Consider the following 26,438-nt stretch of genomic DNA (forward strand, 5'->3'; position numbering starts at 1 on the left):
GTTGTTTGCATTCAGCGAGTTAACCATCGCGTTTCGCGGCGGTCTCGGATCGCTTGACTCCCCTGAACAAAATGAGAACAATGTTCTTCATACGTTCCAGCAAGGGAGCAGGCCATGTTCAGGGTTTTCGTGGAAGAAGCCGCCGCATTGGCGTCCATCACGCTGTTCGTCGGGATGATCGCGATCTGGGCGCAGGTGATTCCGCAGCTCTAGGCCGGTGAGCGTGCCGCTTGCGCTTGGGGAAAAGCGGGACGACTTGGCCGATCCGCCGGTCCGGCGTGGACTCTGGAGCAGTGACGCCCCACCATTGTGAGGCGAGTCGGCCGGGCGATGCGGGATCCTCTTTGATCTGCCTGACATCTCCCGGCGCTGGCGACCGCTCCATTTCATCTGCAAGAGGCCGTCACGCGACCATGCCGAGCGCCGGATTCGTTCACCTTCACGTTCACTCGGCCTATTCGCTGCTCAAGGGCTCGATCAAGATCGCCAAGCTCGCCGAGCTTGCGAAGAAGGACCACCAGCCTGCGCTGGCGCTGACCGACACCGACAATTTGTTCGGTGCGCTGGAGTTCTCCGACAAGATGGCGAGTTCCGGCATCCAGCCGATCGTCGGCTGCGAGCTGGCCATCGATTTCGGCGATCAGGATCCGAATGCGCGCAACGCGATGGGGCCGTCGCGGGTGGTGCTGCTGGGAGCGCAGGAGCGCGGCTATCGCAGCCTGATGCGGCTGAACTCGCGCGCGTTCCTGGAATCGCCGGACAGCCATGCTCCGTTCATCAAGTTCGATTGGCTCGAGGGCGAGACCGAAGGCCTGATCGCACTGACGGGCGGACCGGACGGGCCGATCTCGTTGGCGCTCGCGGGCGGTCATGCCGAGCTCGCCGGCGCGCGCTGCGAGCGTCTGGCCGGCCTGTTCGGCGACCGCCTCTACGTCGAATTGCAGCGTCACAATACCGAGAAAGAGCGGCGCGTCGAAAGCGGCCTGATCGACATCGCCTACGCCAAGGGACTGCCGCTGGTTGCGACCAACGAGCCGTATTTCGCCGCGACCGACGATTACGAAGCCCATGACGCGCTGCTCTGCATCGCCGGAGGGCGGCTGATCGCCGAGACCGAGCGCGAGCAGCTCACGCCGGATCATCGCTTCAAGACGCGCGCCGAGATGGCGGTGCTGTTCGCCGACATCCCGGAGGCGCTGGCCTCGACGGTGGAGATCGCCGAGCGCTGCTCGTTCCGGCCGATGACGCGCAAGCCGATCCTGCCGTTCTTCACCGTGGGCGCCGCGTCGAGCTCGGACGCCGCTGCAGTCGAGGCGGCTGAATTGAAGCGCCAGGCGGAGGAGGGGCTCGCCAACCGCCTGCGCGTGCATGGCCTGTCGCAGGGCACGACGGAAGAGACCTACGCCAAGCGGCTCGCCTTCGAGCTCGACGTCATCACCCGCATGAAATATGCGGGCTACTTCCTGATCGTGTCCGACTTCATCAAATGGGCGAAGTCGCAAGGGATTCCGGTGGGGCCGGGCCGCGGCTCCGGCGCCGGCTCGCTGGTCGCCTGGGCGCTGACCATCACCGACCTCGATCCGATCAAGTTCGGCCTGCTGTTCGAGCGCTTCCTCAATCCCGAACGCGTCTCGATGCCGGACTTCGACATCGACTTCTGCCAGGACCGCCGCGGCGAGGTCATCAGTTACGTGCAGCAGCGCTACGGCCGCGACCAGGTCGCGCAGATCATCACCTTCGGTACGCTGCAGGCGCGCGGCGTGCTGCGCGACGTCGGGCGCGTCCTCCAGATGCCCTATGGCCAGGTCGACAAGCTCACGAAACTGGTGCCGCAAAATCCTGCTGCACCGGTGACGCTGGCCGCCGCGATCGAGAGCGAGCCGAAGCTCCAGGCGTTTCGCGACGAAGACCCGGTGGTGGCGCGCGCCTTCGACATCGCCCAGCGCCTCGAAGGCCTGACGCGCCACGCTTCGACCCATGCGGCCGGCATCGTGATCGGCGATCGCCCGTTGAGCGAGCTCGTGCCGCTCTACCGCGATCCCAAATCCGACATGCCGGTGACCCAGTTCAACATGAAATGGGTCGAGCCCGCCGGGCTCGTGAAGTTCGACTTCCTCGGCTTGAAAACGCTCACAGTCCTCGACGTCGCAGTCAAACTGCTCGAGCCGCGCGGCATCCATGTCGATCTCGCCACGCTGCCGATCGACGATGCCGAGAGCTACCAGATGCTGGCGCGCGGCGACGTCGTTGGCGTGTTCCAGGTTGAAAGCCAGGGCATGCGGCGGGCGCTGATCGACATGCGTCCGGACCGTTTCGAGGACATCATCGCACTGGTCGCGCTCTATCGCCCGGGCCCGATGGCGAACATCCCGACCTACTGCGCGCGCAAGCACGGCGACGAGGAGCCGGAATATCTGCATCCGGTGCTGGAGCCGATCCTCAAGGAGACCTTCGGCGTCATCATCTACCAGGAACAGGTGATGCAGATCGCGCAGGTGATGTCGGGCTACTCGCTCGGGGACGCCGACCTCCTGCGCCGCGCCATGGGCAAGAAGATCCGCGCCGAGATGGACAAGCAGCGCGACATCTTCGTCGCGGGCGCGGTGAAGAACGGCGTGCCGAAGGGGCAGGCCGAGACCATCTTCGAACTCCTGGCGAAGTTTGCCGACTACGGCTTCAACAAGAGCCACGCGGCGGCTTACGCGCTGGTGTCCTACCACACCGCCTACATGAAGGCGCACTATCCCGTGGAGTTCATCGCGGCGTCGATGACGCTCGATCTCAACAACACCGATAAGCTCTCCGAATTCCGCTCCGAGGCGCAGCGGCTCGGCATCAAGGTCGAGCCGCCCAACATCAACCGGTCGGGCGCGACCTTCGACGTCGGCGAGAAGACGATCTACTACGCGCTCGCAGCGCTCAAGGGCGTCGGCATTCAGGCGATCGAGCAGATCATCGCGGAGCGGACCAGAGGCGGCCTGTTCACCTCGCTCGCCGATTTCGCCGCGCGGGTCTCGCCGCGCGCGATCAACAAGCGCATCATCGAAAGTCTCGCTGCCGCGGGCGCCTTCGATACGCTGGAGCCGAACCGGGCGCGCGTCTTTGCCGGTGCTGACTCGATCCTCGCCGCGTGCCAGCGCGCGCATGAGGCCGCGACCATCGGCCAGAACGACATGTTCGGCATGTCGGCGGATGCGCCGACCATCATGCTGCCGCAGGTCGAGCCGTGGCTGCCGGCCGAAAAGCTCCGCCGCGAATACGACGCCGTCGGCTTCTTCCTGTCCGGCCATCCGCTCGACGATTACGCCACCGTGCTGAAGCGGCTGCGGGTGCAGAGCTGGGCCGAGTTCTCGCGCGCGGTGAAGACCGGGGCGACCGCCGGCAAGGTCGCCGCCACCGTGGTCTCGCGCATGGAGCGGCGCACCAAGACCGGCAACAAGATGGGCATCATGGGGCTCTCTGATCCCACGGGACACTTTGAGGCGGTGCTGTTCTCCGAAGGGCTCGCGCAATATCGCGACGTGCTGGAGCCGGGCGCGGCCGTGCTGCTGCAGCTGGGGGCCGAGCTTCAGGGCGAGGACGTTCGCGCCCGCGTGCTGCATGCCGAGCCGCTCGATGACGCCGCGGCCAAGACGCAGAAGGGCCTGCGCATCTTCCTGCGCGACACCAAGCCGCTGGACTCGATCGCCAAGCGTCTCGCCGGACCCGACATGGCGGGCTCCAACGGCGGTGCGCCGAAGGTCGGCAGTCCCGGTATCGCACCGCGATCCAACGGCGACGGCGAGGTCTCGCTCGTGATGATGCTCGACCTCGAGACGGAAGTGGAGATGAAGCTGCCCGGCCGTTTCAAGGTCTCGCCCCAGATCGCGGGCGCGATCAAGGCGGTCGCGGGCGTGGTGGACGTGCAGCAGCTCTGACATTGCCGTATCGCTGCAAACCAAAGCTTAACTATTTGCCTCGCACGTGGTTTCAAGCTTGAGCGAGCGCAGCTATCAGTTGTCGTCTCGACAATCTCGTTCGGGCGGGAAACCAGGGAAAACAACAATCATGTGCGACCAATGCTCTGACAACCTGCATCACCCCGTTACTCCCTCCCGGCGCGCCATGATGCTGTTGGCCGGTTCGGCATTTGCGTCCGCGGCCTTTGGCGGGTCCGCGCTGGCCAAGGAGGCGAAGGCGCCGCCGAAGCCGCAGAACGTGTTGTCGCCCGATGCGGCGCTGAAGCGGCTGATGGAAGGCAATGCGCGCTATGTCTCGGGCGTGTCGCGCCGCCACGACTTCAAGCATGAGCGCGAGGCGCTGGTCGGCGGTCAGAATCCCTACGCGGCCGTATTGAGCTGTGCCGATTCGCGCATCGCGCCCGAATATGCCTTCGACAGTGGACGCGGAGACCTGTTTGTGTGCCGCGTCGCCGGAAACTTTGCGGGCGAGGAAACCGTCGCCAGCATGGAATACACCGTCGCGGTGCTCGGCACGCCCTTGATCCTGGTGCTCGGCCATGACAATTGCGGCGCCGTCGATGCGACCATCAAGTCGCTGAAGGACGACAAGCCGTTGCCGGGGCACATCCCCTCGCTCGTCGCCGCGATCGCGCCGGCGGTGAAGACGGCGGCTCAGCAGAGCGGGAACGCGCTCGACAACGCCATTCGCCAGAATGTCCTCGACAACGTCGCCAAGCTGAAATCGGCCGCCCCGATCCTCAACGCAGCGGCCGAGCAGGGCAAGCTCAAGGTTGTCGGCGGTATCTATCGGCTGAGCACGGGAAGCGTCGAGCTGCTTGCCCAGGGCTGAGCCCACCCGAAGCATCGCGGCCTGGCGGTCCCGCCTCTTTTTCCTTCAGAGGCCGGCGGATTTCGGCACAGGGCAACGATGCTGACTCTGATGCAATCAGAGGCTTGCTTCGCGCTGGCCTCACGCTCGGACAGGCAGGCGCTTGGATGATGCGTGGTTACGCTGCTCGCCGCGGCCGCGGTGCTGTGCGGCTGTCAAACGGAGTGGCGTGGGCCGGACCACGCGACCGCAATGCAATAAATTGGATCGCTGAGGCGGGGCAGGCGCGGTGGTGCGGACGAGCGTCCCACAGCTCCGGCTCGCCGTGTCGTGCGCCTCCCACCTTCGCGTGAGGTGGCCTGCAGAACAGGCGTTCGGCCAGGCCATCCGCTGCCGCATTCAAATGCTTTTCGTTCAAATTCCGTTCAGGCTGCCACGCGCCTAGTGTACGGTGGGGGCTTCAAAACAGCGGCGGACAAGCCATGCGTGGGACTCACCGATTCTTCATTTTCGCGCTGCTGCCGATGCTGTTGCTTGCGGCGGCTTACCCCGCGACCGCGCAGCAGCCGGAAAAGCGCCTCGCGCTCGTGGTCGGCAACGGCGCCTACGCCAAATCGCCGCTGGCGACGACGGCCAACGATGCCGGCCTGATCGCGCAGACGCTCCAGGCGGCCGGCTTCGACGTGGTCGGCGCGCGCGATCTCGACGGCGACACGCTGCGCAAGAGCTTGCGCGATTTCATCCAGAAGGCCCAGGCGTCGGGACCTGGCACCGTCGCGATGATCTATCTCGCCGGCTACGGCGTGCAGCTTGCCGGCGAGAACTATTTCATCCCGGTCGATTCCAACATCACCCGCGACACCGACATACCGACCGAGGCCCTGCGCATCAGCGACTACGCGCGCCAGCTCGCGTCCATTCCGCTCAAGGCCAGCATCGTGGTGCTCGACGCGGCGCGCGCGCAACCCTTCATCGAGGGCGGCCAGCCGATCGCGAGCGGTCTGGCGCTGGTCGAGCCCGAGGCGAACATGCTGATCGCCTTCAACGCCGCGCCCGGCACGGTGGCGCCGGAGGAGCCGGGGCCGTACGGCATCTACGCACAGTCGCTCGCCGAGATGATCCGCACCGGCGGTCTGCCGCTGCCCGAGGTGTTCGACCGCGTGCGCTTGCGCGTCAACGAGGCCTCCAAGGGCGCACAGGTGCCCTGGAACGAGCAGAAGATATCGGCGCAATTCTCGTTCTTCGAGCGTGGGCCCGACGCGCCGCCGCCGGAGGCTGCGCCCGACCAGGTCGCCGCGATCCGCAACAAGCCGATCCGCGATCTCGGCGTGCAGGATGCCTATGCCGCCGCGCTCGAGCGCGACACGCTGGCGGCCTATGAGGAATTTCTCGCGGCCTATCCGAACGACCCGCTCGCAAAGCGTGTGATGGCCATCGTGGCGGCGCGCCGCGAAGCGATCACCTGGCGGCGGACCTATCGCGCCGACACGCCGGACGCCTATTGGTCGTATCTGCGCCGCTACCCGCGCGGGCCGCATGCGGGCGATGCCCGGCGCAGGCTCGCGATCCTGACTGCGCCGCTCGAGCCGCCGCCGACTTTCGCGATGCTGGACTACGACGTGCCGCCACCGCCGCCGGAGGAGGTGATCTATGTCGACCGTCCGGTGCTGTATTTCAGCGATCCCGATTTCGGCTTCGTGCCGCCACCGCCGCCGCCGGTCTATTATCTGCCGCCGCCGCCGCCGGATTTCGTCGTGCTGCCGCCGCCGCTCCCGGTGGTCGGCCTGTTCGTGCTGCCGCAGCCGGTGTTCGTGCCGATCCCGGTGTTCGTCAGGCCGCCGGTCTATGTCGCGCCGCCGCCGAACAACATCATCTACCAGAACATCCATAACACGACCGTCATCAACACGGTGATCAACCGCCCGCCGGCGCCGCCGCCGGCCGCGGGGCCAGCGCCCGGTCCGGGCAATCTGGCGCCGGCGGTGGCCGGCCGCGCCACGCCGGCAGGTCCCGCCGTGCCGCAGGCAGTCGTGCAGCGCGCCGCGCTGATCCAGCAAGGCAAGGCGCCGATGCCGCCGAGCGCGACCGTCCAGCCGACGGCGCGGCCGGGTGTCGCGACACCGGCTCCGGCCAATGTCGCGCCTGGCACGACAGCGCCGCCGCCCGCAGGCGCCAAGCCGCCGCAGGCCAATATCGCGCCGGCGCCGGGAGCTCCCGGCAGCCCGCCGGCCGGAGCGCTGCCCGCGACGGGGACGCCCGGCGGCACGCCCAGTCCGGCCGCGAACGCTCCCGCCGGCAGCGCTGCAGCAACCCCACAAGCGCTGGTCCCGACCAAGCCGTCGCCGGCCAATACGCTGCCGGTGCCCGGCACCCCCGGCGGGCCGCCGCCGGCTGGGGCAAGGGCTGCGCCCGGAACTGTCCCGTCCCCTGGCAAGCCCGCCGCGACCGCGACGGCACCGAGCGGCAACGTCCCGCCGGCGCAGCCAAAGGCGGCAACAACACCCAATCAGCCGCCAGCTTCCGGAAACGCGGCGACCCCGTCGGCGGCCCTGCCCAGGCCGCCGGGGACGACGACCCCGCCTGTGCCCGACCTGCGCGGCAGGCCGGCCGGGCCCCAGCCGGGCGCTTTGCCGCCGCCGAGCGCGGCCGCCGGCAAGCCCGCCGCCCCGACGGCGGTCAAACCCGCGACACCTCCGCCGCCGCCCGTAGCGGCGCGGACACCGTCCGGAGTTCAGGATCATCGGCCCGCGCCACCGCCGCCGCAGGCCGCCAGGCCCGCCGCTGCGCCGCCGCGTCCCCAGGCTCTGGCAAGGCCGACGCCGCCGCCTCCGCCGCGCGTTGCGCCACCTCCGCCGCCACGAGTGGCGCCTCCGCCCGTGGCCGTGGCGCGGCCGGCGCCACCGCCACCTGTTGCCCGGCCGGCGCCGCCTCCGCCAGCGATGGCGCGGCCGGCACCACCTCCGCCGCCGGTTGCACGGCCAGCGCCGCCGCCACCACCTCCGGTCGCCCGACCGGCGCCGCCGCCGATGGCCGCCGCGCCGCATCCGGCGCCGCATGCGCCCCCGCGGCCGGCTGGCCCGCCACCGAAGAGCTGCCCGCCGGGCCAGCCAAAGTGTTAGGAGGCTCAAGGGGCGGGGGACGCTAGGATGCGACGGCAGCCTAGAGGCGTCCCCAACGGCCGTTATTTCCTTGCTTCTGGCCGAAATGGCGCTATATAGCGCGCCATCTCACACGGAAACATGGCTCACAAGGCCGTCCGGTGGCAACCGGGGCGAGAACGCTCCGTTTTGCTCACACGTTTCCGGAGGAACCAACCGGAGAATTAGAACGATGGCGCTACCCGATTTCACCATGCGTCAGCTGCTCGAAGCTGGCGTGCACTTTGGTCACCAGTCTCACCGCTGGAATCCGAAAATGGCTCCGTTCATTTTCGGCACCCGCAACAACATCCACATCGTCGACCTCGCCCAGACCGTGCCGATGCTGCACCAGGCCCTCCAGGCCGTCAGCGACACGGTTGCGAAGGGCGGCCGCATCCTGTTCGTCGGCACCAAGCGTCAGGCGCAGGACGGTGTTGCAGACGCGGCCAAGCGCTGCGCGCAGTACTTCGTCAATTCGCGCTGGCTCGGCGGCACGCTGACCAACTGGAAGACGATCTCGGCCTCGATCAAGCGCCTGCGTCACCTCGACGACGTGCTCTCGGGCGGCGAAGCCAATTCCTACACGAAGAAGGAGCGTCTGACGCTTCAGCGCGAGCGCGACAAGCTCGACCGTTCGCTCGGCGGCATCAAGGACATGGGCGGTCTGCCCGACCTGATCTTCGTGATCGACACCAACAAGGAAGACATCGCGATCCAGGAGGCCCAGCGCCTCAACATCCCGGTCGCCGCGATCGTCGACACCAATTCGGACCCGAAGGGCATCACCTACGTGGTGCCGGGCAATGACGATGCCGGCCGCGCCATTTCGCTGTACTGCGATCTCATCGCGCGTGCGGCGATCGACGGCATCTCGCGCGCCCAGGGTGATTCGGGCATCGACATCGGCGCTTCGACCCGTCCGCTCGCCGAAGAGCTGCCGGCGGCGTCTTCTAGCGGTTTCCAGGGCCTTGCCGGTCCGCGCGGCACCGCCGACGACCTCAAGAAGCTCCCGGGCGTGTCGGGTGCGATCGAGAAGAAGTTCAACGACCTCGGCATCTTCCACTATTGGCAGCTCGCCGAGCTCGACCACGACACCGCGCACACGATCGGCGAAGAAGTCGGTCTGCCGAGCCGAGCGGATGCCTGGGTCGCCAAGGCCAAGGCGCTGACCGCGGAAGCGGAATAGTCAAAAAGAGCGATGGGTTGGCCGGATAGGATCCGGCCACCATTTCAGTTGACGCGAATTGCTGAGATGGACCGCGGCGGGGCGCTACCATGCCACGCTGCGGCAAACCGGCAGGCACAAGGGATTTCAACGATGGCAACGATCACAGCTGCGATGGTCAAGGATCTGCGCGAGTCGACTGGCGCGGGCATGATGGACTGCAAGGCCGCGCTGACCGAGAACGACGGCAACATGGAAGCGGCGCAGGACTGGTTGCGCAAGAAGGGTCTGTCCAAAGCCGCCAAGAAGTCGGGCCGGGTCGCGGCCGAGGGCCTGATCGGCGCGCTCACCAAGGGCACCAAGGGGGTCGTGGTCGAGGTCAATTCCGAGACCGACTTCGTCGCGCGCAACGGCCAGTTCCAGGGTCTGGTCAAGATGATCGCCCAGGTCGCATTCGACGTCGGCGCCGATGTCGAGAAGATCAAGGCCGCCAAGGTCGGCGACGTCACGATCGAAACCGCAATCAACGATGCGATCGCCACCATCGGCGAGAACATGACGCTGCGCCGTGCCGCCCAGCTCGAAGTCAGCCAGGGCGTGGTGTCGCACTACGTCCACGGCGCCGTCATCGAGGGCGCCGGCAAGATGGGCGTGATCGTGGCGCTGGAATCGCCGGGCAAGGCCGACGAGCTCGCCGCGCTTGGCCGTCAGATCGCGATGCATGTCGCGGCCGCCAACCCGCTGGCGCTCGATCCGTCCGGGCTCGATCCGGCCGTGGTCAAGCGCGAGAAGGACGTGCTCGCCGACAAGTACCGTCAGCAGGGCAAGCCTGAGAATGTGATCGAGAAGATCGTCGAGTCCGGCCTCAAGACCTACTACAAGGAAGTCTGCCTGCTCGAGCAGGCCTTCATCCACGACACCGGCAAGTCGGTGGCGCAGGCGGTGAAGGAGGCCGAGGGCAAGGTCGGCGGCGCTGTGAAGATCGCGGGCTTTGTGCGCTATGCTCTCGGCGAGGGAATCGAGAAGCAGGAAAGCGACTTCGCGGCCGAGGTCGCCGCCGCCAGCGGCAAGAAGTAAGCGCCGGAACGTTCCTTCCGGCGTGCCGCCGGAAGCGGCGCCCGGACAAGGAAAGTGCTCATGACTGATCCGGTCTATCGTCGCGTCGTGATCAAGCTGTCCGGCGAATATCTCGCGGGACAGCAAGGCTTTGGCGTCGATCAGCCGACCGTCGACCGGGTTGTGGACGACCTGATCGCGGCCCGCCATCTCGGCACCGAGGTCGCGGTCGTGATCGGCGGCGGCAACATGGTCCGCGGCGTCGAGGTCTCCTCCCGCGGGGTGTCGCGCACGACCGGCGACACCATGGGCATGCTCGCCACCATGATGAACTGCCTCGCGCTGGAAGCGGCGATCGAGCGCAAGGGCACTCCGGCGCGGACGCTGTCGGCCTTCGTCATGCCGGAGATTTCCGAGCTGTTTACCCGCACAGCGGCACACAAATACCTGGCCGAGGGCCGGATCGTGCTGCTTGGCGGCGGGACGGGCAATCCGTTCTTCACCACCGACACGACCGCGGTGCTGCGAGCCGCCGAGATCGGGGCGCAGGCGGTCCTGAAGGCGACCAATGTCGACGGCGTCTACTCGGCCGACCCGAAGACGGATCCGACCGCCACCCGGTTCGACCGCCTGACGCATTCGCAGGCGATCGAGGGCGGCTACAAGGTGATGGATGCGACCGCCTTCGCGCTTGCCCGCGAGACATCGCTGCCTATCATCGTATTCTCGATCGCGGAGCCGGGGTCGATCGGCGCGATTCTGCGTGGCGTCGGCCACGGAACCATCGTCGCCGGCTGACGGCTCGTCTTGCGCGCCCCGAGGGAAGGGCGCGGAGCGGTCGCCGGGATTTTGAAGGAGAAACGTGATGGCCACGGGTAATTTCGACCTCAACGAAGTGAAGCGCCGCATGCAGGGCGCCGTCCAGTCCCTCAAGCACGAACTCGGCGGCCTGCGCACCGGCCGCGCCTCCGCCTCGATGCTCGATCCGGTTCAGGTCGAGGCCTATGGCAGCCACATGCCGCTGAACCAGCTCGCCACCGTCAGCGTCCCGGAGCCGCGGCTGATCTCGGTGCAGGTCTGGGACAAGTCGATGGTCAAGGCGGTGGAGAAGGCGATCGTCGATTCCAATCTCGGTCTGTCGCCCGCGACCGAGGGCCAGGTGCTGCGCCTGCGCATCCCCGAGCTCAATGAGGAGCGGCGCAAGGAGCTGGTGAAGGTCGCGCACAAATACGCCGAAGCCGCCAAGGTCGCCGCGCGCCATGTCCGTCGTGACGGCCTCGACGTGCTCAAGAAGCTCGAGAAGAATCACGAGATGTCGGAGGACGATCAGAAGCGTCATGCCGACGAGGTGCAGAAGGCGACCGACGGTACCATCGCCGAGATCGACCAGTTGCTGGCCGCCAAGGAAAAAGAAATCCTCACCGTCTAAAGCACGATGAATGGTCATCGCGCTTTAGGTTATTGTTTGCGCATGATCTTTTCGGAAAACCGCTTCGCACTTTTCCGGATCATGCTTTGAGGCCGCCATAATGTCCAACGCCGCCGCGCCAGCAACGGAAGGACCCGACCGGTCCGAGGCGCCTGCGCATGTCGCCATCATCATGGATGGCAACGGGCGTTGGGCGGCCGCGCGCGGCTTGCCGCGTGCGGAAGGGCATCGCCGCGGCGTGGACGCGCTGCGCCGCGTGGTACGCGCCTCGCACGAGCTGGGCATTCGCTATCTCACCATCTTCTCGTTCTCTTCGGAGAACTGGTCGCGCCCGGCGAGCGAGATCGGCGATCTGTTCGGCCTGCTGCGGCGCTTCATCCGCAACGATCTGGCGAGCCTGCATCGCGACGGCGTCAAGGTTCGCATCATCGGCGAGCGCGAGGGGCTCGATAGCGATATCTGCACGCTTCTCAACGAGGCCGAGGAGCTCACACGCGACAACACGCGCCTGACGCTCGTCGTCGCGTTCAACTACGGGTCGCGGCAGGAGATCGCGAAGGCGGCGCAGAAGCTGGCCCGCGAGGTCGCGGAGGGCAAGCGGGATCCCGCCACGATCGACGCCGAGACGCTCGGGGCGCATCTCGATGCGCCCGACATTCCAGATCCCGATCTCATCATCCGCACCAGCGGCGAGCAGCGCCTGTCCAACTTCCTGATGTGGCAGGCCGCCTATAGCGAGCTGGTGTTCGTGCCGATCCACTGGCCCGACTTCGACAAGGCGGCGCTGGAAAGCGCGATTGCCGAATTTGCCAGGCGCGAGCGCCGTTTCGGCGGCCTGGTCGCGAAAACCGCCTCGTGAGCGAGCCCAACGCCGCACCGGCGGGCTCTCAGCCTGCCCAGAGCAACCTCGTGCTGCGAGTCCTCGCAGCGCTGGTGCTGGCGCCGCTCGCCATTGCGCTCGCCTACGCCGGCGGCTGGCTCTGGGCACTTCTCGTCACCCTGGTCTCGATCGGACTGTTCGCCGAATGGCTGATGGTCGTGGGCGCGAGCTCTGTCGCGCTGACAGGGGCGGGGACGATCGTCATCGCCATCATGGGGTTCTGCGTGACCTTCGGCGCCCTGAAGACCGCAGTCATCAGCGGCTTCATCGGCGGCGCGATCGTGACGCTGATTGCGCGGAAGAAGTTCATCTGGGCGGCGACCGGGTTTGCCTATGCATCGGCGGCGCTGCTGGCCTCGATCCTGGTGCGGCAGGATCTCGTCAACGGTTTCGCTGCGCTGATATTCGTGCTGCTCGTGGTGTGGGCGACCGACATCGGTGGCTATTTTGCCGGCCGCAGCATCGGCGGGCCGAAGTTGTGGCCCCGCGTGAGCCCGAAAAAGACCTGGTCCGGAGCGCTCGGCGGCTTTGCGGCGAGTCTTGCGGTTGCGGCCGGCTTTGCCGCCTGTGGGATCGGAAAGGCGGTTCCACTGCTGCTCGTCAGCGCCGTCCTGTCGGTGGTATCGCAACTCGGCGATCTCTTCGAATCCGCAGTGAAGCGGCGCTTCGGTGTCAAGGATTCCAGTCACTTAATTCCCGGCCATGGTGGGCTTATGGACCGCCTGGACGGTTTCGTCGCCGCCATCCTGGCGGCATGGATTATCGGCTTTCTCCGCCACGGTGTGCATAGCGCCGGAAGCGGTCTTATGGTTTGGTGAGGATATGAGCGCGGTCCCATTGCGTAACAACAGGCTTGCGGCGTCCGACGTCCGCAGCGTCACGGTTCTCGGCGCCACCGGCTCGATCGGCGACAGCACGATGGATCTGCTGCGCGCCTCGCCCGAGCGCTACCGCGTCGAGGCTCTGACGGCAAACGGCAATGTCGCGGCGCTGGCCAAGCTCGCCAGGGAGTTCTCCGCGCGCTATGTCGCGATCGCCGACACCTCCAAGCTCGCCGAGCTCAAGGCCGCTCTTGCGGGCACCGGCACCGAATGCGGCGCCGGCGAAAGCGCGGTGATCGAGGCCGGCGCGCGTCCGGCCGACTGGGTCATGGCGGCCGTAAGCGGCGCGGCCGGTCTGAAGCCGGCGCTGGCGGCGGTCGATCGCGGTGCCCATGTCGCGCTCGCCAACAAGGAGTGTCTGGTCTGCGCCGGCGATTTCTTCATGCAGCGCGCGGCAAAGGCGGGCGCCTGCATCCTGCCGGCCGATTCGGAGCACAATGCGCTGTTCCAGGCGCTGAGCTCAGGCAATCGCGACGAACTCGTCCGCGTCATCATCACGGCCTCGGGAGGTCCATTCCGGACCTGGAAGCCCGCCGACATCGAGCAGGCCACGCTCGAGCAGGCGCTGAAGCATCCGAACTGGAGCATGGGCCAGAAGATCACGATCGATTCCGCCTCGATGATGAACAAGGGGCTCGAAGTGATCGAGGCGTCCTATCTGTTCGCGCTCGCGCCCGACGAGATCGACGTGCTCGTTCATCCGCAGTCGATCATCCACGGCATGGTCGAGTTCTCCGACTGCTCCGTCGTGGCCCAGCTCGGTGCGCCCGACATGCGGACGCCGATCGCGCATTGCCTCGGCTGGCCCGATCGCATCAAGGGGCCGGCGGCCAAGCTGGACCTCGCCAAGATCGGCCAGCTGACTTTCGAAGCGCCGGACTTCGAGCGCTTCCCCGGGCTTCGGTTGGCTTACGATTCGCTCCGGACGGGGAAAGGGGCGACCACGGTCTACAACGCCGCCAACGAGGTCGCGGTCGCCGCCTTCATCGCGGGCAAGATCCGGTTCGGCGCGATTGCCCGGCTGGTCGAGGCGACCCTCGACGACTGGATCAAGGGCGGGAACCAGGCGCCCCTGACATCCGCCGACGATGCAATTTCCGTTGACCATGTTGCGCGAAATAGGGCTGCCGCCCTATTGCCTCAAATTGCCTTAAAGGCATCCTAGTTGGTTCGGTGCCAGGGCCTTGCGGCGCTGGATGAGGGAAATAGATGATCGACTTTTTCGTCCATAGTTTCAATACGTTGAGCCATGGGCTCCTCGGCTACGCGGTTCCCTTCCTGTTCGTCCTGACCATCGTCGTGTTCTTCCACGAGCTTGGCCATTTCCTGGTCGCGCGCTGGGCGGGTGTTCGCGTGCTGACCTTCTCACTCGGTTTCGGACCTGAGCTGGTTGGCTTCAATGACCGCCATGGCACCCGCTGGAAGATCTCGGCGATCCCCCTCGGTGGCTACGTCAAATTCTTCGGCGACGAGAGCGAGGCCTCGACACCGTCGGCCCAGACGCTCGCGGCGATGACGGCCGAGGAGCGCGCCGGCAGTTTCCACCACAAGAAGGTCGGCCCGCGCGCGGCCATCGTCGCGGCCGGACCGATCGCCAATTTCATCCTGGGCGCGCTGATCTTCGCCGGCATGGCCCTCTACTACGGCAAGCCGAGCACAATCGCGCGTGTCGACGGTGTGGTTGCCGATGGTGCGGCGGCCGCGGCCGGCTTCAAGGTTGGGGACGTCGTCATCCAGATCGACGGCAAGCCGATCGAGAGCTTTGCCGACATGCAGCGAATCGTTGCGATGAACGCGGGTTCGACGCTTGTGTTCCAGGTGAAGCGCGACGGTGCCGTCGTCTCGCTGAACGCGACGCCGGCGCTGCTCGAGCGCAAGGATCCGTTCGGGAACAGCCATCGTCTCGGGGTGCTCGGTATCGAGCACAAGTCGCAGGCCGGTGAGGCCTCGACCGCGCCGGTCGGCGTCGGGGAAGCGCTCAAGATCGGGGTGGAGCAGGTCTGGTTCATCATCACCAGCACATTCAAGTTCCTGGGCTCGCTGTTCGTCGGACAGGGCAATCCGAACGAGGTCAGCGGCGTCCTCGGCATCGCCAAGATGTCGGGGCAGGCGGCCAGCGCCGGGTTCCAGTTCGTCATCAATCTCTGCGCGGTGCTGTCGGTCTCGATCGGCCTGCTGAACCTGTTCCCGATCCCGCTGCTCGATGGTGGCCACCTGATGTTCTATGCGGCCGAGGTGGTCCGTGGCCGGCCCTTGTCCGAGCGAACCCAGGAGATGGGGTTCCGAATCGGGTTGGGCTTGGTGCTGATGTTGATGGTGTTTGCGACCTACAACGACATCCTGCGGATGGCCGCCTCCTGATAGAGGCATTTTTGTGGCGTTGCTGTTCAGCAACGTCCCGAATGAAATTGAAATCACGGCGCTTTCGGCCGTTTGCGCCGTCGGTGAAATTGGCTACAAGCGGCCTGAACTTGGGGAATCTCCAGACCGGCGTTGGGGTTGGGTCTGGCAGGGAATGATAAGGGCGCGTTGCGCGATGAAGTTTGGACTGCGACTCCGGGGGGGCTTGCTCGCAACCCTGATCATGTTCGGCGCGCCGGTGATTGCCCCGGTTGGGGCTGTTTTCGTGTCTTCGTCTGCATTCGCTCAGACCGTCCAGTCGATTTCCGTCGAGGGAAATCGCCGGGTCGAGGTCGAGACGATCCGCTCCTATTTCAAGCCGGGTCCGGGCGGCCGCCTGGATCAGGCCGCCATCGACGACGGCCTCAAGGCGCTGATCGAGACCGGCCTGTTTCAGGACGTCAGGATCAACCGCGGCGCCGGCGGCCAGATCATCGTCTCCGTGGTGGAAAATCCGGTGATCGGGCGCCTCGCCTTCGAGGGCAACAAGAAGATCAAGGACGAGCAGCTCTCCGCCGAAGTCCAGTCCAAGGCGCGCGGCACCTTCTCCCGCGCCATGGTGCAGTCCGACACGCTGCGAATCGCCGAAATCTATCGCCGGTCCGGCCGCTACGACGTGCGCGTCACGCCCGAGGTCATCGAGCAGCCGAACAATCGCGTCGACCTGATCTTCACAATCGAGGAGGGCGCCAAGACCGGCGTCAAGTCCATCGAGTTCGTCGGCAACAACGCGTTCTCGTCCTACCGCCTCAGGGACGTCATCAAGACGCGCGAATCGAACCTGCTGAGCTTCCTCGCCAGCGGCGACATCTATGATCCCGACCGCGTCGAAGCTGACCGCGACCTGATCCGCCGCTTCTACCTCAAGAACGGCTTCGCCGACGTCCAGGTCGTGGCCGCGCTCACCGAATACGACCCGGAGAAGAAGGGCTTCAACGTCACCTTCAAGATCGAGGAAGGCGCGCAGTACCGCGTCGGCGCGGTCGACTTCCGCTCGAGCATTCCGAACTTCGATCCGTCCTCAATGCGCGCCTATTCGCGCGTCAATGTCGGCTCGCTCTACAACGTCGAATCGGTCGAGAAGTCGGTCGAGGAGATGCAGATCGAGGCCTCGCGCCGCGGCTATGCCTTCGCCGTGGTCCGGCCCGGCGGCGACCGCAATTTCGAAGCGCACACGGTGTCCGTCGTTTTCAACATCGACGAGGGCCCGCGCACCTATATCGAGCGCATCAACCTGCGCGGCAACACCCGCACGCGTGATTACGTGATCCGCCGCGAGTTCGACATCTCGGAAGGAGATGCCTACAACCGCGCGCTGGTCGATCGTGCCGAGCGGCGTCTGAAGAACCTCGACTATTTCAAGAGCGTCAAGATCACGACCGAGCCGGGCTCGTCGAGCGATCGCGTCATCCTGAACGTCGACATGGAAGAGAAATCGACCGGCGACTTCTCGATCTCGGGCGGTTACTCGACCACCGACGGCGCGCTGGCCGAAGTGTCGGTCTCCGAGCGCAATCTGCTCGGCCGCGGCCTGTTCGCCAAGGCGTCGGTGACCTATGGTCAGTACGCCCGCGGCTACTCGCTGTCGTTCGTCGAGCCGTATCTGCTCGACTACCGCGTCGCGCTCGGCCTCGACCTCTATCAGCGCCAGCAGCTGGCCAACAGCTACATCTCCTACGGCACCAAGACGCTCGGCTTCTCGCCGCGCCTCGGCTTCTCTCTGCGTGAAGATCTGGCGCTCCAGCTGCGCTATTCGATCTACCAGCAGGAAATCACGCTGCCGAGCTACCTGGCGAACTGTAACAACGTGCAGTTCCTGCCCGATGGCAGTGCGAATCCGTTGTTCAATCCGAGCCCGGCATTTGCCAATGCCAACGGCATCAGCCTTGCGTCGACCAACGGCCTAGGCTGTTACAACGACGGCGAAGCCTCGCTGCCGGTGCGCAAGGAGCTCGCCAACGGCAAGACCCTGACCTCGGCGCTCGGCTACACGCTCACCTACAACACGCTGGACAACAACAAGAACCCCACCGACGGTCTGCTGGTCGACTTCCGGCAGGATTTCGCGGGCGTCGGCGGCGACGTCTCCTATCTGAAGTCGGTGGTCGATGCGAAGTATTACACTCCGCTGGTGTCCGACATCGTCGGTCTCGTGCGCCTGCAGGGCGGCATGCTGAACAAGATCGGCAGCGACCTGCGCATGCTCGACCACTTCCAGATGGGCCCGAACCTCGTCCGTGGCTTTGCCCCGAACGGCATCGGCCCGCGCGACCTGAATCCGTTCGGTACGCAGGACGCACTGGGCGGCACCAAGTACTGGGGCGCTTCGCTCGAATTGCAGATGCCGTTCTGGTTCCTGCCCAAGGAAGTCGGCCTGAAGGGTGCGGTCTATGCCGATGCCGGCGGCCTCTACGATTACAAGGGACCGACGAGCTGGACCGCGACCAACGAAGTCAATGCGCCCGGCTGTATCCCGTCGACCATCAATCCGTCGAGTGCGGGTACCTGTACCGGTCTCGTGTTTGACGACAGCAAGGTGGTCCGCACGTCGGTCGGTGTCGGCCTGATCTGGCAGTCGCCGTTCGGCCCGCTGCGCTTCGACTACGCCGTGCCGCTCACCAAGGGCAAGTACGACCGCACGCAGGAGTTCCGGTTCGGCGGCGGCACCACGTTCTAGTTCGATCAGCACGGCACGATCCGGATCACTGGAGCCGGTTTCCGAAGGGATCGCGCCAATCCAAGACATGAGGCATGATGCGGCCCGACCGCTTCATGCCGAAGCCGGACCGCGACGGGGTGGAATGGCGCAGCCGATCTTCTTCACAAAGCCGCCTGCCACAGCGTTGGCCGATATTGCCACGTTGACCAAGGCGCAACTGGTCGACCCCGACAGGGGCGGCCATGTCATCACGGGCCTGGCTTCGCTCGACGAAGCCGGCCCGATGCATCTGGCATTCTTCGACAACCTCAAATACGCCGACCAGCTCAGGGCGACCAAGGCGGGCGCCTGTCTGGTCAGTCCGCGCTTCGAGGCCGAAGTACCCGCCCATGTGGCCGTGCTGCGGGTGGCGCAGCCGTTCCGCGCCTTCGTCAGGATCGCGCGGGAATGGCATGGGGACGCGCTGCGGCCGCAATCCTGGGTCGGCAATGACGGTATCGCGCCCTCGGCGATCATCGATCCCTCGGCCCGGCTCGAGGACGGCGTGATCGTCGATCCCCTGGCCGTGATCGGCCCGGACGTCGAGATCGGCAGCGGCACCGTGATCGGCGTCGGAGCGGTGATCGGCCCCGGCGTCAAGATCGGTCGGGACTGCAATGTCGGCGCCCGCACGGCGATCCAGTGCGCCCTGATCGGCAACAACGTGCTGATCCATCCTGGCTGCTCGATCGGCCAGGACGGCTACGGCTTCATCTTCTTCGGCCCCGAGGGCCATCTGAAGGTGCCGCAGACCGGACGGGTGCTGATCCAGAACGACGTCGAGGTCGGCGCCAACACCACGATCGACCGCGGGTCCCTGCGGGACACCGTGATCGGCGAGGGGACTAAAATCGACAATCAGGTCCAGATCGGCCACAATGTGACGATCGGTCGGCACTGCCTGCTGGCGGCCCAGATCGGCCTCGCCGGCAGCCTGACCATCGGCGATAACGTGGCGCTCGGAGCAAAGGTTGGCATCAACAATCACCTCAAGATCGGCGACGGGGCTCAGGTCACCGCCATGAGCGCGGTCAAGGACGACATTCCGCCGGGTGGCCGCTGGGGCGGACACTTCGCCAAGCCGACCAAACAATGGTTCAAGGAGATCATCGCGGTGGAGCGCCTGGTACGCGACAGCAAGGCCGAGCCGAAGGACGAGGGACGGGAATGACGGCGGAATCACCTGTTAAGTTCGAGCTGGTGGATATCAACGCCATCCTCCAGACCCTGCCGCACCGTTTTCCGATGCTGCTCATCGATCGCGTTATCAACATCCGGGCCGATTACAGCGGCATCGGCATCAAGAACGTCACCTTTAACGAACCGGCCTTCCAGGGGCATTTCCCCGAGCGCCCGGTCTATCCCGGCGTCATGATGATCGAGGCGATGGCGCAAACCGCGGGCGTGATCGGCATCAAGTCGGTCGAAGGCACCGAGAAGCCGCGGGCGGTCTATTTCCTCACCATCGACAAGTGCAAGTTCCGCAAGCCGGTGCTGCCCGGCGACACCATCGAATATCACATGCGCTCGCTCGGGCGCCGCAAGGCCATGTGGTGGTTTCACGGCGACGCCAAGGTCAACGGGCAGGTCGTCGCGGAGGCTGACGTCGGCGCCATGCTGACGGACTGAGCGGACAAGCGTTGCCGCAGGGGCCTCACGCGGGACAATCGTAACGGCTGCCGGCCGTCTCGCGCCTGATATTTCGGTTGAAGAACTGGCCCATGGACGGCGCGCCCAGGAGGCGTTCGACCGTGTCAGCCGTCACGCCGCAATAGTGGTCATAGGCTCCGTCAGCTGCGACGACGAGATCCTGCCGCGCGCGATCGTAACAGACCCGCTGAAGCACCGTGCTCCTGGTGATGTCGCGGCACTCGAACGTGCCGAGATTGATGAGCTGGCGTTCACCGGTCTCGACCGTCTCGGACACGATCGGTGTACCGGCGAGCTGCGCAAGCAAAAGGACCAGGGCCCTGACCACGATAGCTGAAGCTCCGTATGAACGTGTTGATGGGCCGGCAGGACCGCTTCATCCGGCACTTGAAATACGCCGAGATGATACGTCACTGGACAGATCGGGCATAGTCGCGCTAACCACCGGAAAACCAAGCGACTTCAACACATAACCAGACCTTCTTGACGAGTAAGATTGGCTTGATGAGCAAGATTGATCCCACCGCGCGGATCGCGGACGGCGCCGTGATCGGCGAGGGCACCGAGATCGGGCCCTATTGCATCATCGGCCCGAATGTCGTGATCGGCGCGAATTGCAAGTTGATCGGACAGGCCACAATCATCGGCCATACCTCGATCGGGGACGGCTGCGTAATTTCGCCGTTCGCGGTGCTCGGCGGTGCGCCCCAGGATCTCAGCTATAAGGGTGAGCCGACCCGGCTTGAGGTTGGCTCGGGCTGCACCATCCGGGAAGGTGCGACGATGAATGTCGGCACCATCAAGGGCGGCGGACTGACGCGCGTCGGCAGCGGCGGCTACTTCATGAACAACAGCCATGTCGGCCATGACTGCATGGTCGGCGACAACGTGATCTTCGCGACGTCAGCAACACTCGGCGGGCATTGCGAGATCGGCGACGCTGTCTACATCGGCGGCCTGTCTGCGGTGCACCAGTTCACCCGCATCGGCTCCTATGTCATGGTCGGAGGTGTCTGCGGTGTGCGCGACGACGTTATCCCGTATGGGCTCGTCAACGGCCAGTACGCAGTGCTGGAGAGCCTCAACCTGATCGGCATGAAGCGTCGCAAGTTCACCAAGCAACGGCTCGCGACCGTGCGCGCGTTCTACCAGAAGCTCTTCCACGGTCCCGGCACGTTCGCCGAGCGTCTGGAGGCGGCGCGGCCGCTGGCAGGCGAAGATCCCGCGATCGCCGAAATCCTCGATTTCATCGGCAAGGGCAAGCGCCCGCTCTGTCTTCCCGCCATCGCGAAGTGAGTCCGGGATGGCCGCGGGCATGACATCGGCGGCTTCGCAGGTTTCGTCACCGGTCGGCATCGTCGCCGGCGGCGGCGCCATGCCGTTCGCAGTCGCCGAGTCGCTCGCCGCGCACGGCATCACGCCGGTGCTGTTTCCGCTGCGCGGGGCCTGCGATCCCGTGCGGGTGGAGAAATTCCGCCATCGCTGGATCTCGGTCGGCCAGCTCGGCCGCGCGATGCGGCTGTTTCGCGAGGAGGGCTGCCGCGACCTGATCTTCATCGGCACCCTGGTGCGGCCCTCGCTGTCGGAGATCCGTTTCGACGTCAAGACGCTCCGCCTGCTCGGCAATGTCATCCGCGCCTTTCGCGGCGGCGACGATCATCTGTTGTCCGGTGTCGGCCGCATGCTCGAGCAGGACGGCTTTCGCATGGTCGGCATCAAGGACGTCGCACCGGATCTGCTGATGCCCGAGGGCTGCATCAGTCGCGCCTGGCCCAGCGACACCAGCAAGGCCGACATCGAGCGCGGGCGCGCGGTGCTGACCGCGCTCGGTCCGTTCGACATCGGCCAGGCCGCGGTGGTGATCGACGGCCATGTCGTGGCGGTCGAGGACATCGAGGGCACCGACGCGCTGCTCGCCCGCGTCGCGCGGCTGCGTGAGGAGGGCCGTATCCGCGCCGCCACAGGTCGCGGCGTGCTGGTGAAGGCGCCGAAGAGCGGCCAGGATCTCCGCTTCGACCTGCCGACGATCGGCCCGCGCACGATCGAGGGCGTCGCGGCCGCCGGCCTTGCGGGCATCGCCGTCATCGCCGGCAACACCATCGCCGCGGAGCCGCAAGCGATGATCGCGCTTGCCGACGCAAAATATCTCTTCATCATCGGCCTGCCCGCGTGATGCAGGGGCGCGATCCCATGCGCAAGATCTTCCTGATCGCCACGGAAGAATCCGGCGACCGGCTCGGCAGCGCCTTGATGAAGGTGCTGCGCCAGCGCCTCGGCGACGGTGTACAGTTCCTGGGCGTCGGAGGCCGCACCATGGCGCGCGAGGGGCTCGAATCGCTGTTTCCGATCGAGGAGTTGTCGATCGTCGGCTTTGCCGCGGTGGTGCAGCAACTGCCGAAGATCCTGCGGCTGATCCGCGACACCGCTGACGCGGTGGCCGAGGCCGCGCCCGACGCCCTCGTCATCATCGACAGCCCCGACTTCACCCATCGCGTCGCCCGCCGCGTGCGCGCGCGCAATCCCGCGATCCCGATCGTCGACTACGTCTCGCCGCAGCTCTGGGCATGGCGGCCAGGACGGGCGCGGACCATGCTCGGCTATGTCGACCACGTGCTCGGCCTGCTGCCGTTCGAGCCCGAGGAATACCGCAAGCTCGGCGGGCCGCCCTGCAGCTATGTCGGCCATCCCCTGATCGAGCAATTGGGCTCGCTGCGGCCGAGTGCGGAGGAGCAGACGCGCCGCGACAGTGAGCCGCCGGTGCTGCTGGTGCTGCCCGGCAGCCGCCGCAGCGAGGTCAGGCATCATCTCGACGTGTTCGGCGCAACGCTCGGCCGCTTAAGGGGTGAGGGCTGTGCGTTCGAACTGATGCTGCCGACCATGCCGCATCTCGAAGCCACCATCCGCGAGGGCATCGCGCATTGGCCGGTCGAACCTCAAATCGTGATCGGCGAGAACGAGAAGCGTTCCGCCTTCCGTATCGCGCACGCCGCGCTGGCCAAATCCGGCACGGTGACGCTCGAGCTCGCACTGTCGGGCATTCCGATGGTGACGGCGTATCGCGTCGGTGCCATCGAGGCCTTCATCCTGCGCCGCGCCATCCGCGTCTCCTCAGTGATCCTCGCCAATCTCGTGATCGGCAAGGATGTCATTCCGGAGTTCTTGCAGGAGGAGTGCACGCCGGAGAAGCTGGCACCGGCGCTCGCCGAATTACTGACGGATTCGCCCCTCCGCCGAGAGCAGGTCGCGGCATTCGCCCGGCTCGATCAGATCATGTCGACCGGCAACAAATCGCCGAGCGTGCTCGCCGCCGACATCGTGCTGGCGACGATGCGCAAGGGCCGGCGGTAAACCCGCAAACGAAAACGGCGCCATCGTGAGATGGCGCCGTTTCGAAAGCCGGGACGGCCGAACTTACTTGCGATCGCCGATCGGCACGTAATCGCGCTTGGTCACGCCGGTGTAGAGCTGGCGCGGACGGCCGATCTTCTGCTGCGGATCCTCGATCATCTCGCTCCACTGGCTGATCCAGCCGACGGTGCGGGCGACCGCGAACAGCACGGTGAACATCGAGACCGGGAAGCCCATCGCCTTCAGCGTGATGCCCGAATAGAAGTCGACATTCGGGTAGAGCTTGCGATCGATGAAGTACTGGTCGCTGAGCGCGATCTTCTCGAGCTCCATCGCCACCTTCAGCATCGGATCGTCGCCATGGCCGGTCTCCTTGAGCACGGCGTGACACATCTTCTGCATGATCTTGGCGCGCGGATCGTAGTTCTTGTAGACGCGGTGACCGAAGCCCATCAGGCGGACTTCGGAGTTCTTGTCCTTCACCTTGGCGATGAACTCGGGGATCTTGTCGACCGTGCCGATGTCGTAGAGCATGTTGAGCGCGGCTTCGTTGGCGCCGCCATGCGCGGGGCCCCAGAGGCAGGCGATGCCCGCCGCGATGCAGGCGAACGGGTTGGCGCCCGAAGAGCCGGCGATGCGCACCGTCGAGGTCGAGGCATTCTGCTCGTGGTCGGCGTGCAGGATGAAGATCTTCTCGAGCGCATCGGCGAGCACGGGGCTCACCTTGTAATCCTCGCAGGGCACCGCGAAGCACATGTTGAGGAAGTTCTCGGCAAAGCCCAGCGAGTTCTTCGGATAGATGAAGGGCTGGCCGACGGTGTACTTGTAGGCCATCGCCGCCAGCGTCGGGATCTTGGCGATCATGCGCATGGACGCGATCATGCGCTGCTTCGGATCGTTGATGTCGGTCGAGTCGTGATAGAACGCGGCGAGCGCGCCGACGGCCGCTACCATGATCGCCATCGGATGGGCATCACGGCGGAAGCCCTGGAAGAAGCGGGCCATCTGCTCGTGCACCATCGTGTGATGGGTCACGCGGTGGTCGAAATCCTTCTTCTGCGAGGCGGTCGGCAGGTTCCCGTAGAGCAGGAGATAGCAGGTCTCCAGGAAGTCACCATGCTCGGCGAGCTGTTCGATCGGGTAGCCGCGGTATTCCAGCACGCCCGCGTCGCCGTCGATATAGGTGATCTTGGACTGGCAGCTCGCGGTCGACGTGAAGCCCGGATCGTAGGTGAACAGGCCGGACTGGCCGTAGAGCTTGCCGATATCGACGACATCGGGCCCGACGCTGCCGCTGAGGATCGGAAGCTCGTAATTCTTGTTTCCTACCGTCAGCGTGGCGGTCTTATTGCTTGGTTTTGCGTCCATCGTAGTCCCCGATGTGTGGTGAAACGGGCCGAAGCCGGAGGCCCCTAGGCAGATCATGGGGCAGGCCGGATGTTCCAGAATGTACGGGGGAGATGGGTATATTATTGCTATGTGCGCTGCAAGATCGCCGCACGCTTGGTCGACTTACGTCGTAGACTGGTCGTCAAGCCGGCCCAGGGTTTCCTGGCGCCCCAGAACGTCCAAAACCTCAAATATACCAGGCGACGTCGTCCGTCCGGTGAGCGCCGCCCTCAGTGGCTGGGCAACCGCGCCGAGCTTGAGACTATTTTCCTCGGCGAAGGCGCGCAGCGCGGCTTCGGTGGCGGTGCCGCTCCACGTCTCGACTTTCTCCAGCGCGGAATGAAGCTGGCCGATCAGCTTGCGGTTCTCTTGTGTCAACAGCGCCTGCGCCTTGGGATCGAGCTCCAGTGGCCTGTCGGCGAAGATGAAATGGGCGGCGTCGATCAGCTCGATCAGCGTCTTGGCGCGCTCCTTCAGGGCCGGCATGGCCTTGAGGAGCTGCGCGCGCGTGGTGTCGTTTAACTTGGCCTTAAGCTCGTTGCGTCCGGGCACGTGATCGAGCACGTCCTCGAACATCTTCACGAGCGATTGATCGTCGGTGTGGCGGATGTAGTGACCGTTGAGGTTCTCCAGCTTGGCGAAGTCGAAGCGGGCGGCGGCGCGGCCGACGCTGGCAAGGTCGAACGCCGCGATCATCTCCTCGGTCGAGAAGATCTCCTGGTCGCCATGGCTCCAGCCGAGCCGGACGAGGTAGTTGCGCAACGCGGCCGGCAGGTAACCCATGGCGCGGTAGGCATCGACGCCCAGCGCGCCGTGCCGCTTGGACAGTTTCGAGCCGTCCGGGCCATGGATCAGCGGGATGTGGGACATGCTCGGCAGCGCCCAGCCCATCGCATCGTAGATCTGCTTCTGGCGCGCGGCGTTGATCAGATGGTCGTCGCCGCGGATCACATGGGTGACGCCCATGTCGTGGTCGTCGACCACCACGGCGAGCATATAGGTCGGGTTGCCGTCGCCGCGCAGCAGGACGAGATCGTCGAGGTTCTCGTTCTGCCAGACCACGCGGCCCTGAACCTGGTCCTCGATCACGGTCTCGCCGGTCTGCGGCGCGCGCAGGCGGATGGTGGGCTTGACGTCGCTCGGAGCGGTCGCGGGATCGCGGTCGCGCCACATGCCGTCATAGAGGCGCGTGCGCCCCTCCGCGCGCGCTTTCTCGCGCATGGCAGCGAGCTCCTCGGCCGTGGCGTAGCAGCGGTAGGCCTTGCCGTCGGCCAGCAGCTGCTCGGCCACCTCGCGATGGCGCGCAGCGCGGGCGAACTGGTAGATGACCTCGCCGTCCCAGCCGAGCTCCAGCCATCTCAGGCCGTCGAGGATGGCTGCGATGGCTGCCTCCGTGGAACGCTCCCGGTCGGTATCCTCGATCCGGAGCAGCATCTTGCCGCCGTGCTTCTTCGCATAGAGCCAGTTGAACAGCGCCGTGCGCGCACCCCCGATATGGAGGAAGCCGGTCGGCGAGGGAGCGAAGCGCGTGACGACGGAATCGGGCATTCTTGGCAGGGCCTATGCATTTGAGGCGGTGGTGTATAGCAGGAACGGGGCATAACTAAAGCCCGACGGCGGACCCGGCGGCCC

20 protein-coding genes are annotated in these 26,438 nt (G+C 65.8%); 17 read left to right on the top strand and 3 right to left on the bottom strand.

Going from position 1 to position 26,438, the window contains the following annotated elements:
* Nucleotides 1-413 precede the first annotated feature (413 nt).
* From dnaE to fabZ, 14 genes are all read left to right on the top strand, one after another.
* Complete coding sequence (gene dnaE / locus EHH60_RS03680; RefSeq protein ID WP_124158099.1) at nt 414-3,917, top strand: DNA polymerase III subunit alpha; 3,504 nt, start codon at nt 414-416, stop codon at nt 3,915-3,917.
* A 130-nt stretch (nt 3,918-4,047) separates the two neighbouring features.
* Nucleotides 4,048-4,791, top strand: coding sequence for a carbonic anhydrase (locus EHH60_RS03685; protein WP_124158100.1), 744 nt, complete (start codon nt 4,048-4,050; stop codon nt 4,789-4,791).
* A 461-nt stretch (nt 4,792-5,252) separates the two neighbouring features.
* Nucleotides 5,253-7,889, top strand: a complete 2,637-nt coding sequence (locus EHH60_RS03690) for a caspase family protein (RefSeq protein WP_124158101.1) — start codon at nt 5,253-5,255, stop codon at nt 7,887-7,889.
* 211 nt (nt 7,890-8,100) lie between these two features.
* Nucleotides 8,101-9,096: a 30S ribosomal protein S2 gene (locus tag EHH60_RS03695; RefSeq protein ID WP_124158102.1), complete on the top strand. Its 996-nt coding sequence runs from the start codon at nt 8,101-8,103 to the stop codon at nt 9,094-9,096.
* A 132-nt stretch (nt 9,097-9,228) separates the two neighbouring features.
* Nucleotides 9,229-10,152: a translation elongation factor Ts gene (tsf, locus tag EHH60_RS03700; protein ID WP_124158103.1), complete on the top strand. Its 924-nt coding sequence runs from the start codon at nt 9,229-9,231 to the stop codon at nt 10,150-10,152.
* Between the two features lie 60 nt (nt 10,153-10,212).
* Nucleotides 10,213-10,929 (top strand): UMP kinase, encoded by a 717-nt coding sequence (gene pyrH / locus EHH60_RS03705; protein ID WP_124158104.1) that lies wholly within the window; start codon nt 10,213-10,215, stop codon nt 10,927-10,929.
* 67 nt (nt 10,930-10,996) lie between these two features.
* Nucleotides 10,997-11,560 (top strand): ribosome recycling factor, encoded by a 564-nt coding sequence (frr, locus tag EHH60_RS03710; protein ID WP_027575609.1) that lies wholly within the window; start codon nt 10,997-10,999, stop codon nt 11,558-11,560.
* Between the two features lie 100 nt (nt 11,561-11,660).
* The gene (locus tag EHH60_RS03715; protein WP_124158105.1) at nt 11,661-12,419 is read left to right on the top strand and encodes an isoprenyl transferase; all 759 of its coding nucleotides are present in this window, start codon (nt 11,661-11,663) and stop codon (nt 12,417-12,419) included.
* Nucleotides 12,416-13,258 carry a phosphatidate cytidylyltransferase gene (locus EHH60_RS03720; protein ID WP_124158106.1) on the top strand — a complete coding sequence of 281 codons (843 nt, stop codon included), beginning with the start codon at nt 12,416-12,418 and terminating at the stop codon, nt 13,256-13,258. The genes EHH60_RS03715 and EHH60_RS03720 overlap by 4 nt, the downstream gene beginning before the upstream one ends.
* 4 nt (nt 13,259-13,262) lie before the next feature.
* Nucleotides 13,263-14,486, top strand: a complete 1,224-nt coding sequence (gene dxr, locus EHH60_RS03725) for a 1-deoxy-D-xylulose-5-phosphate reductoisomerase (protein ID WP_124158107.1) — start codon at nt 13,263-13,265, stop codon at nt 14,484-14,486.
* A 44-nt stretch (nt 14,487-14,530) separates the two neighbouring features.
* The gene (gene rseP, locus EHH60_RS03730; protein ID WP_124158108.1) at nt 14,531-15,682 is read left to right on the top strand and encodes an RIP metalloprotease RseP; all 1,152 of its coding nucleotides are present in this window, start codon (nt 14,531-14,533) and stop codon (nt 15,680-15,682) included.
* 175 nt (nt 15,683-15,857) lie between these two features.
* On the top strand, nt 15,858-18,398 hold the full coding sequence (gene bamA, locus EHH60_RS03735) for an outer membrane protein assembly factor BamA (RefSeq protein ID WP_124158109.1): 2,541 nt from the start codon (nt 15,858-15,860) through the stop codon (nt 18,396-18,398).
* 124 nt (nt 18,399-18,522) lie between these two features.
* The gene (lpxD, locus tag EHH60_RS03740; RefSeq protein WP_124158110.1) at nt 18,523-19,590 is read left to right on the top strand and encodes a UDP-3-O-(3-hydroxymyristoyl)glucosamine N-acyltransferase; all 1,068 of its coding nucleotides are present in this window, start codon (nt 18,523-18,525) and stop codon (nt 19,588-19,590) included.
* The gene (fabZ, locus tag EHH60_RS03745; RefSeq protein WP_024341283.1) at nt 19,587-20,048 is read left to right on the top strand and encodes a 3-hydroxyacyl-ACP dehydratase FabZ; all 462 of its coding nucleotides are present in this window, start codon (nt 19,587-19,589) and stop codon (nt 20,046-20,048) included. Before lpxD ends, fabZ begins: the two co-directional genes overlap by 4 nt.
* A gap of 25 nt (nt 20,049-20,073) precedes the next feature.
* Here the strand turns inward: fabZ and EHH60_RS03750 are convergent, their stop codons facing one another.
* A complete protein-coding gene (locus EHH60_RS03750; RefSeq protein ID WP_124158111.1) occupies nt 20,074-20,397 on the bottom strand; it encodes a KTSC domain-containing protein in 324 nt (107 codons plus the stop codon).
* Nucleotides 20,398-20,573: 176 nt separating this feature from the next.
* On the opposite strand from EHH60_RS03750, the gene lpxA reads away from it, so the two are divergent.
* Genes lpxA through lpxB form a run of 3 tightly spaced genes read left to right on the top strand, consistent with a single transcriptional unit; the run spans nt 20,574 to nt 23,417 of the window.
* Complete coding sequence (gene lpxA / locus EHH60_RS03755) at nt 20,574-21,365, top strand: acyl-ACP--UDP-N-acetylglucosamine O-acyltransferase (protein WP_124158112.1); 792 nt, start codon at nt 20,574-20,576, stop codon at nt 21,363-21,365.
* Nucleotides 21,366-21,384: 19 nt separating this feature from the next.
* Nucleotides 21,385-22,242: an LpxI family protein gene (locus tag EHH60_RS03760; protein ID WP_158626710.1), complete on the top strand. Its 858-nt coding sequence runs from the start codon at nt 21,385-21,387 to the stop codon at nt 22,240-22,242.
* On the top strand, nt 22,239-23,417 hold the full coding sequence (gene lpxB / locus EHH60_RS03765; protein ID WP_124158114.1) for a lipid-A-disaccharide synthase: 1,179 nt from the start codon (nt 22,239-22,241) through the stop codon (nt 23,415-23,417). Before EHH60_RS03760 ends, lpxB begins: the two co-directional genes overlap by 4 nt.
* Before the next feature lie 63 nt (nt 23,418-23,480).
* Here lpxB and gltA read toward each other — a convergent pair whose 3' ends face one another.
* Both gltA and gltX read right to left on the bottom strand, forming a co-directional pair.
* Nucleotides 23,481-24,785: a citrate synthase gene (gene gltA, locus EHH60_RS03770; protein ID WP_124158115.1), complete on the bottom strand. Its 1,305-nt coding sequence runs from the start codon at nt 24,783-24,785 to the stop codon at nt 23,481-23,483.
* 144 nt (nt 24,786-24,929) lie between these two features.
* A complete protein-coding gene (gltX, locus tag EHH60_RS03775; RefSeq protein WP_124158116.1) occupies nt 24,930-26,354 on the bottom strand; it encodes a glutamate--tRNA ligase in 1,425 nt (474 codons plus the stop codon).
* Nucleotides 26,355-26,438: the final 84 nt, after the last annotated feature.

Source organism: Bradyrhizobium sp. RP6, assembly GCF_003837805.1.
GTDB lineage: Bacteria > Pseudomonadota > Alphaproteobacteria > Rhizobiales > Xanthobacteraceae > Bradyrhizobium.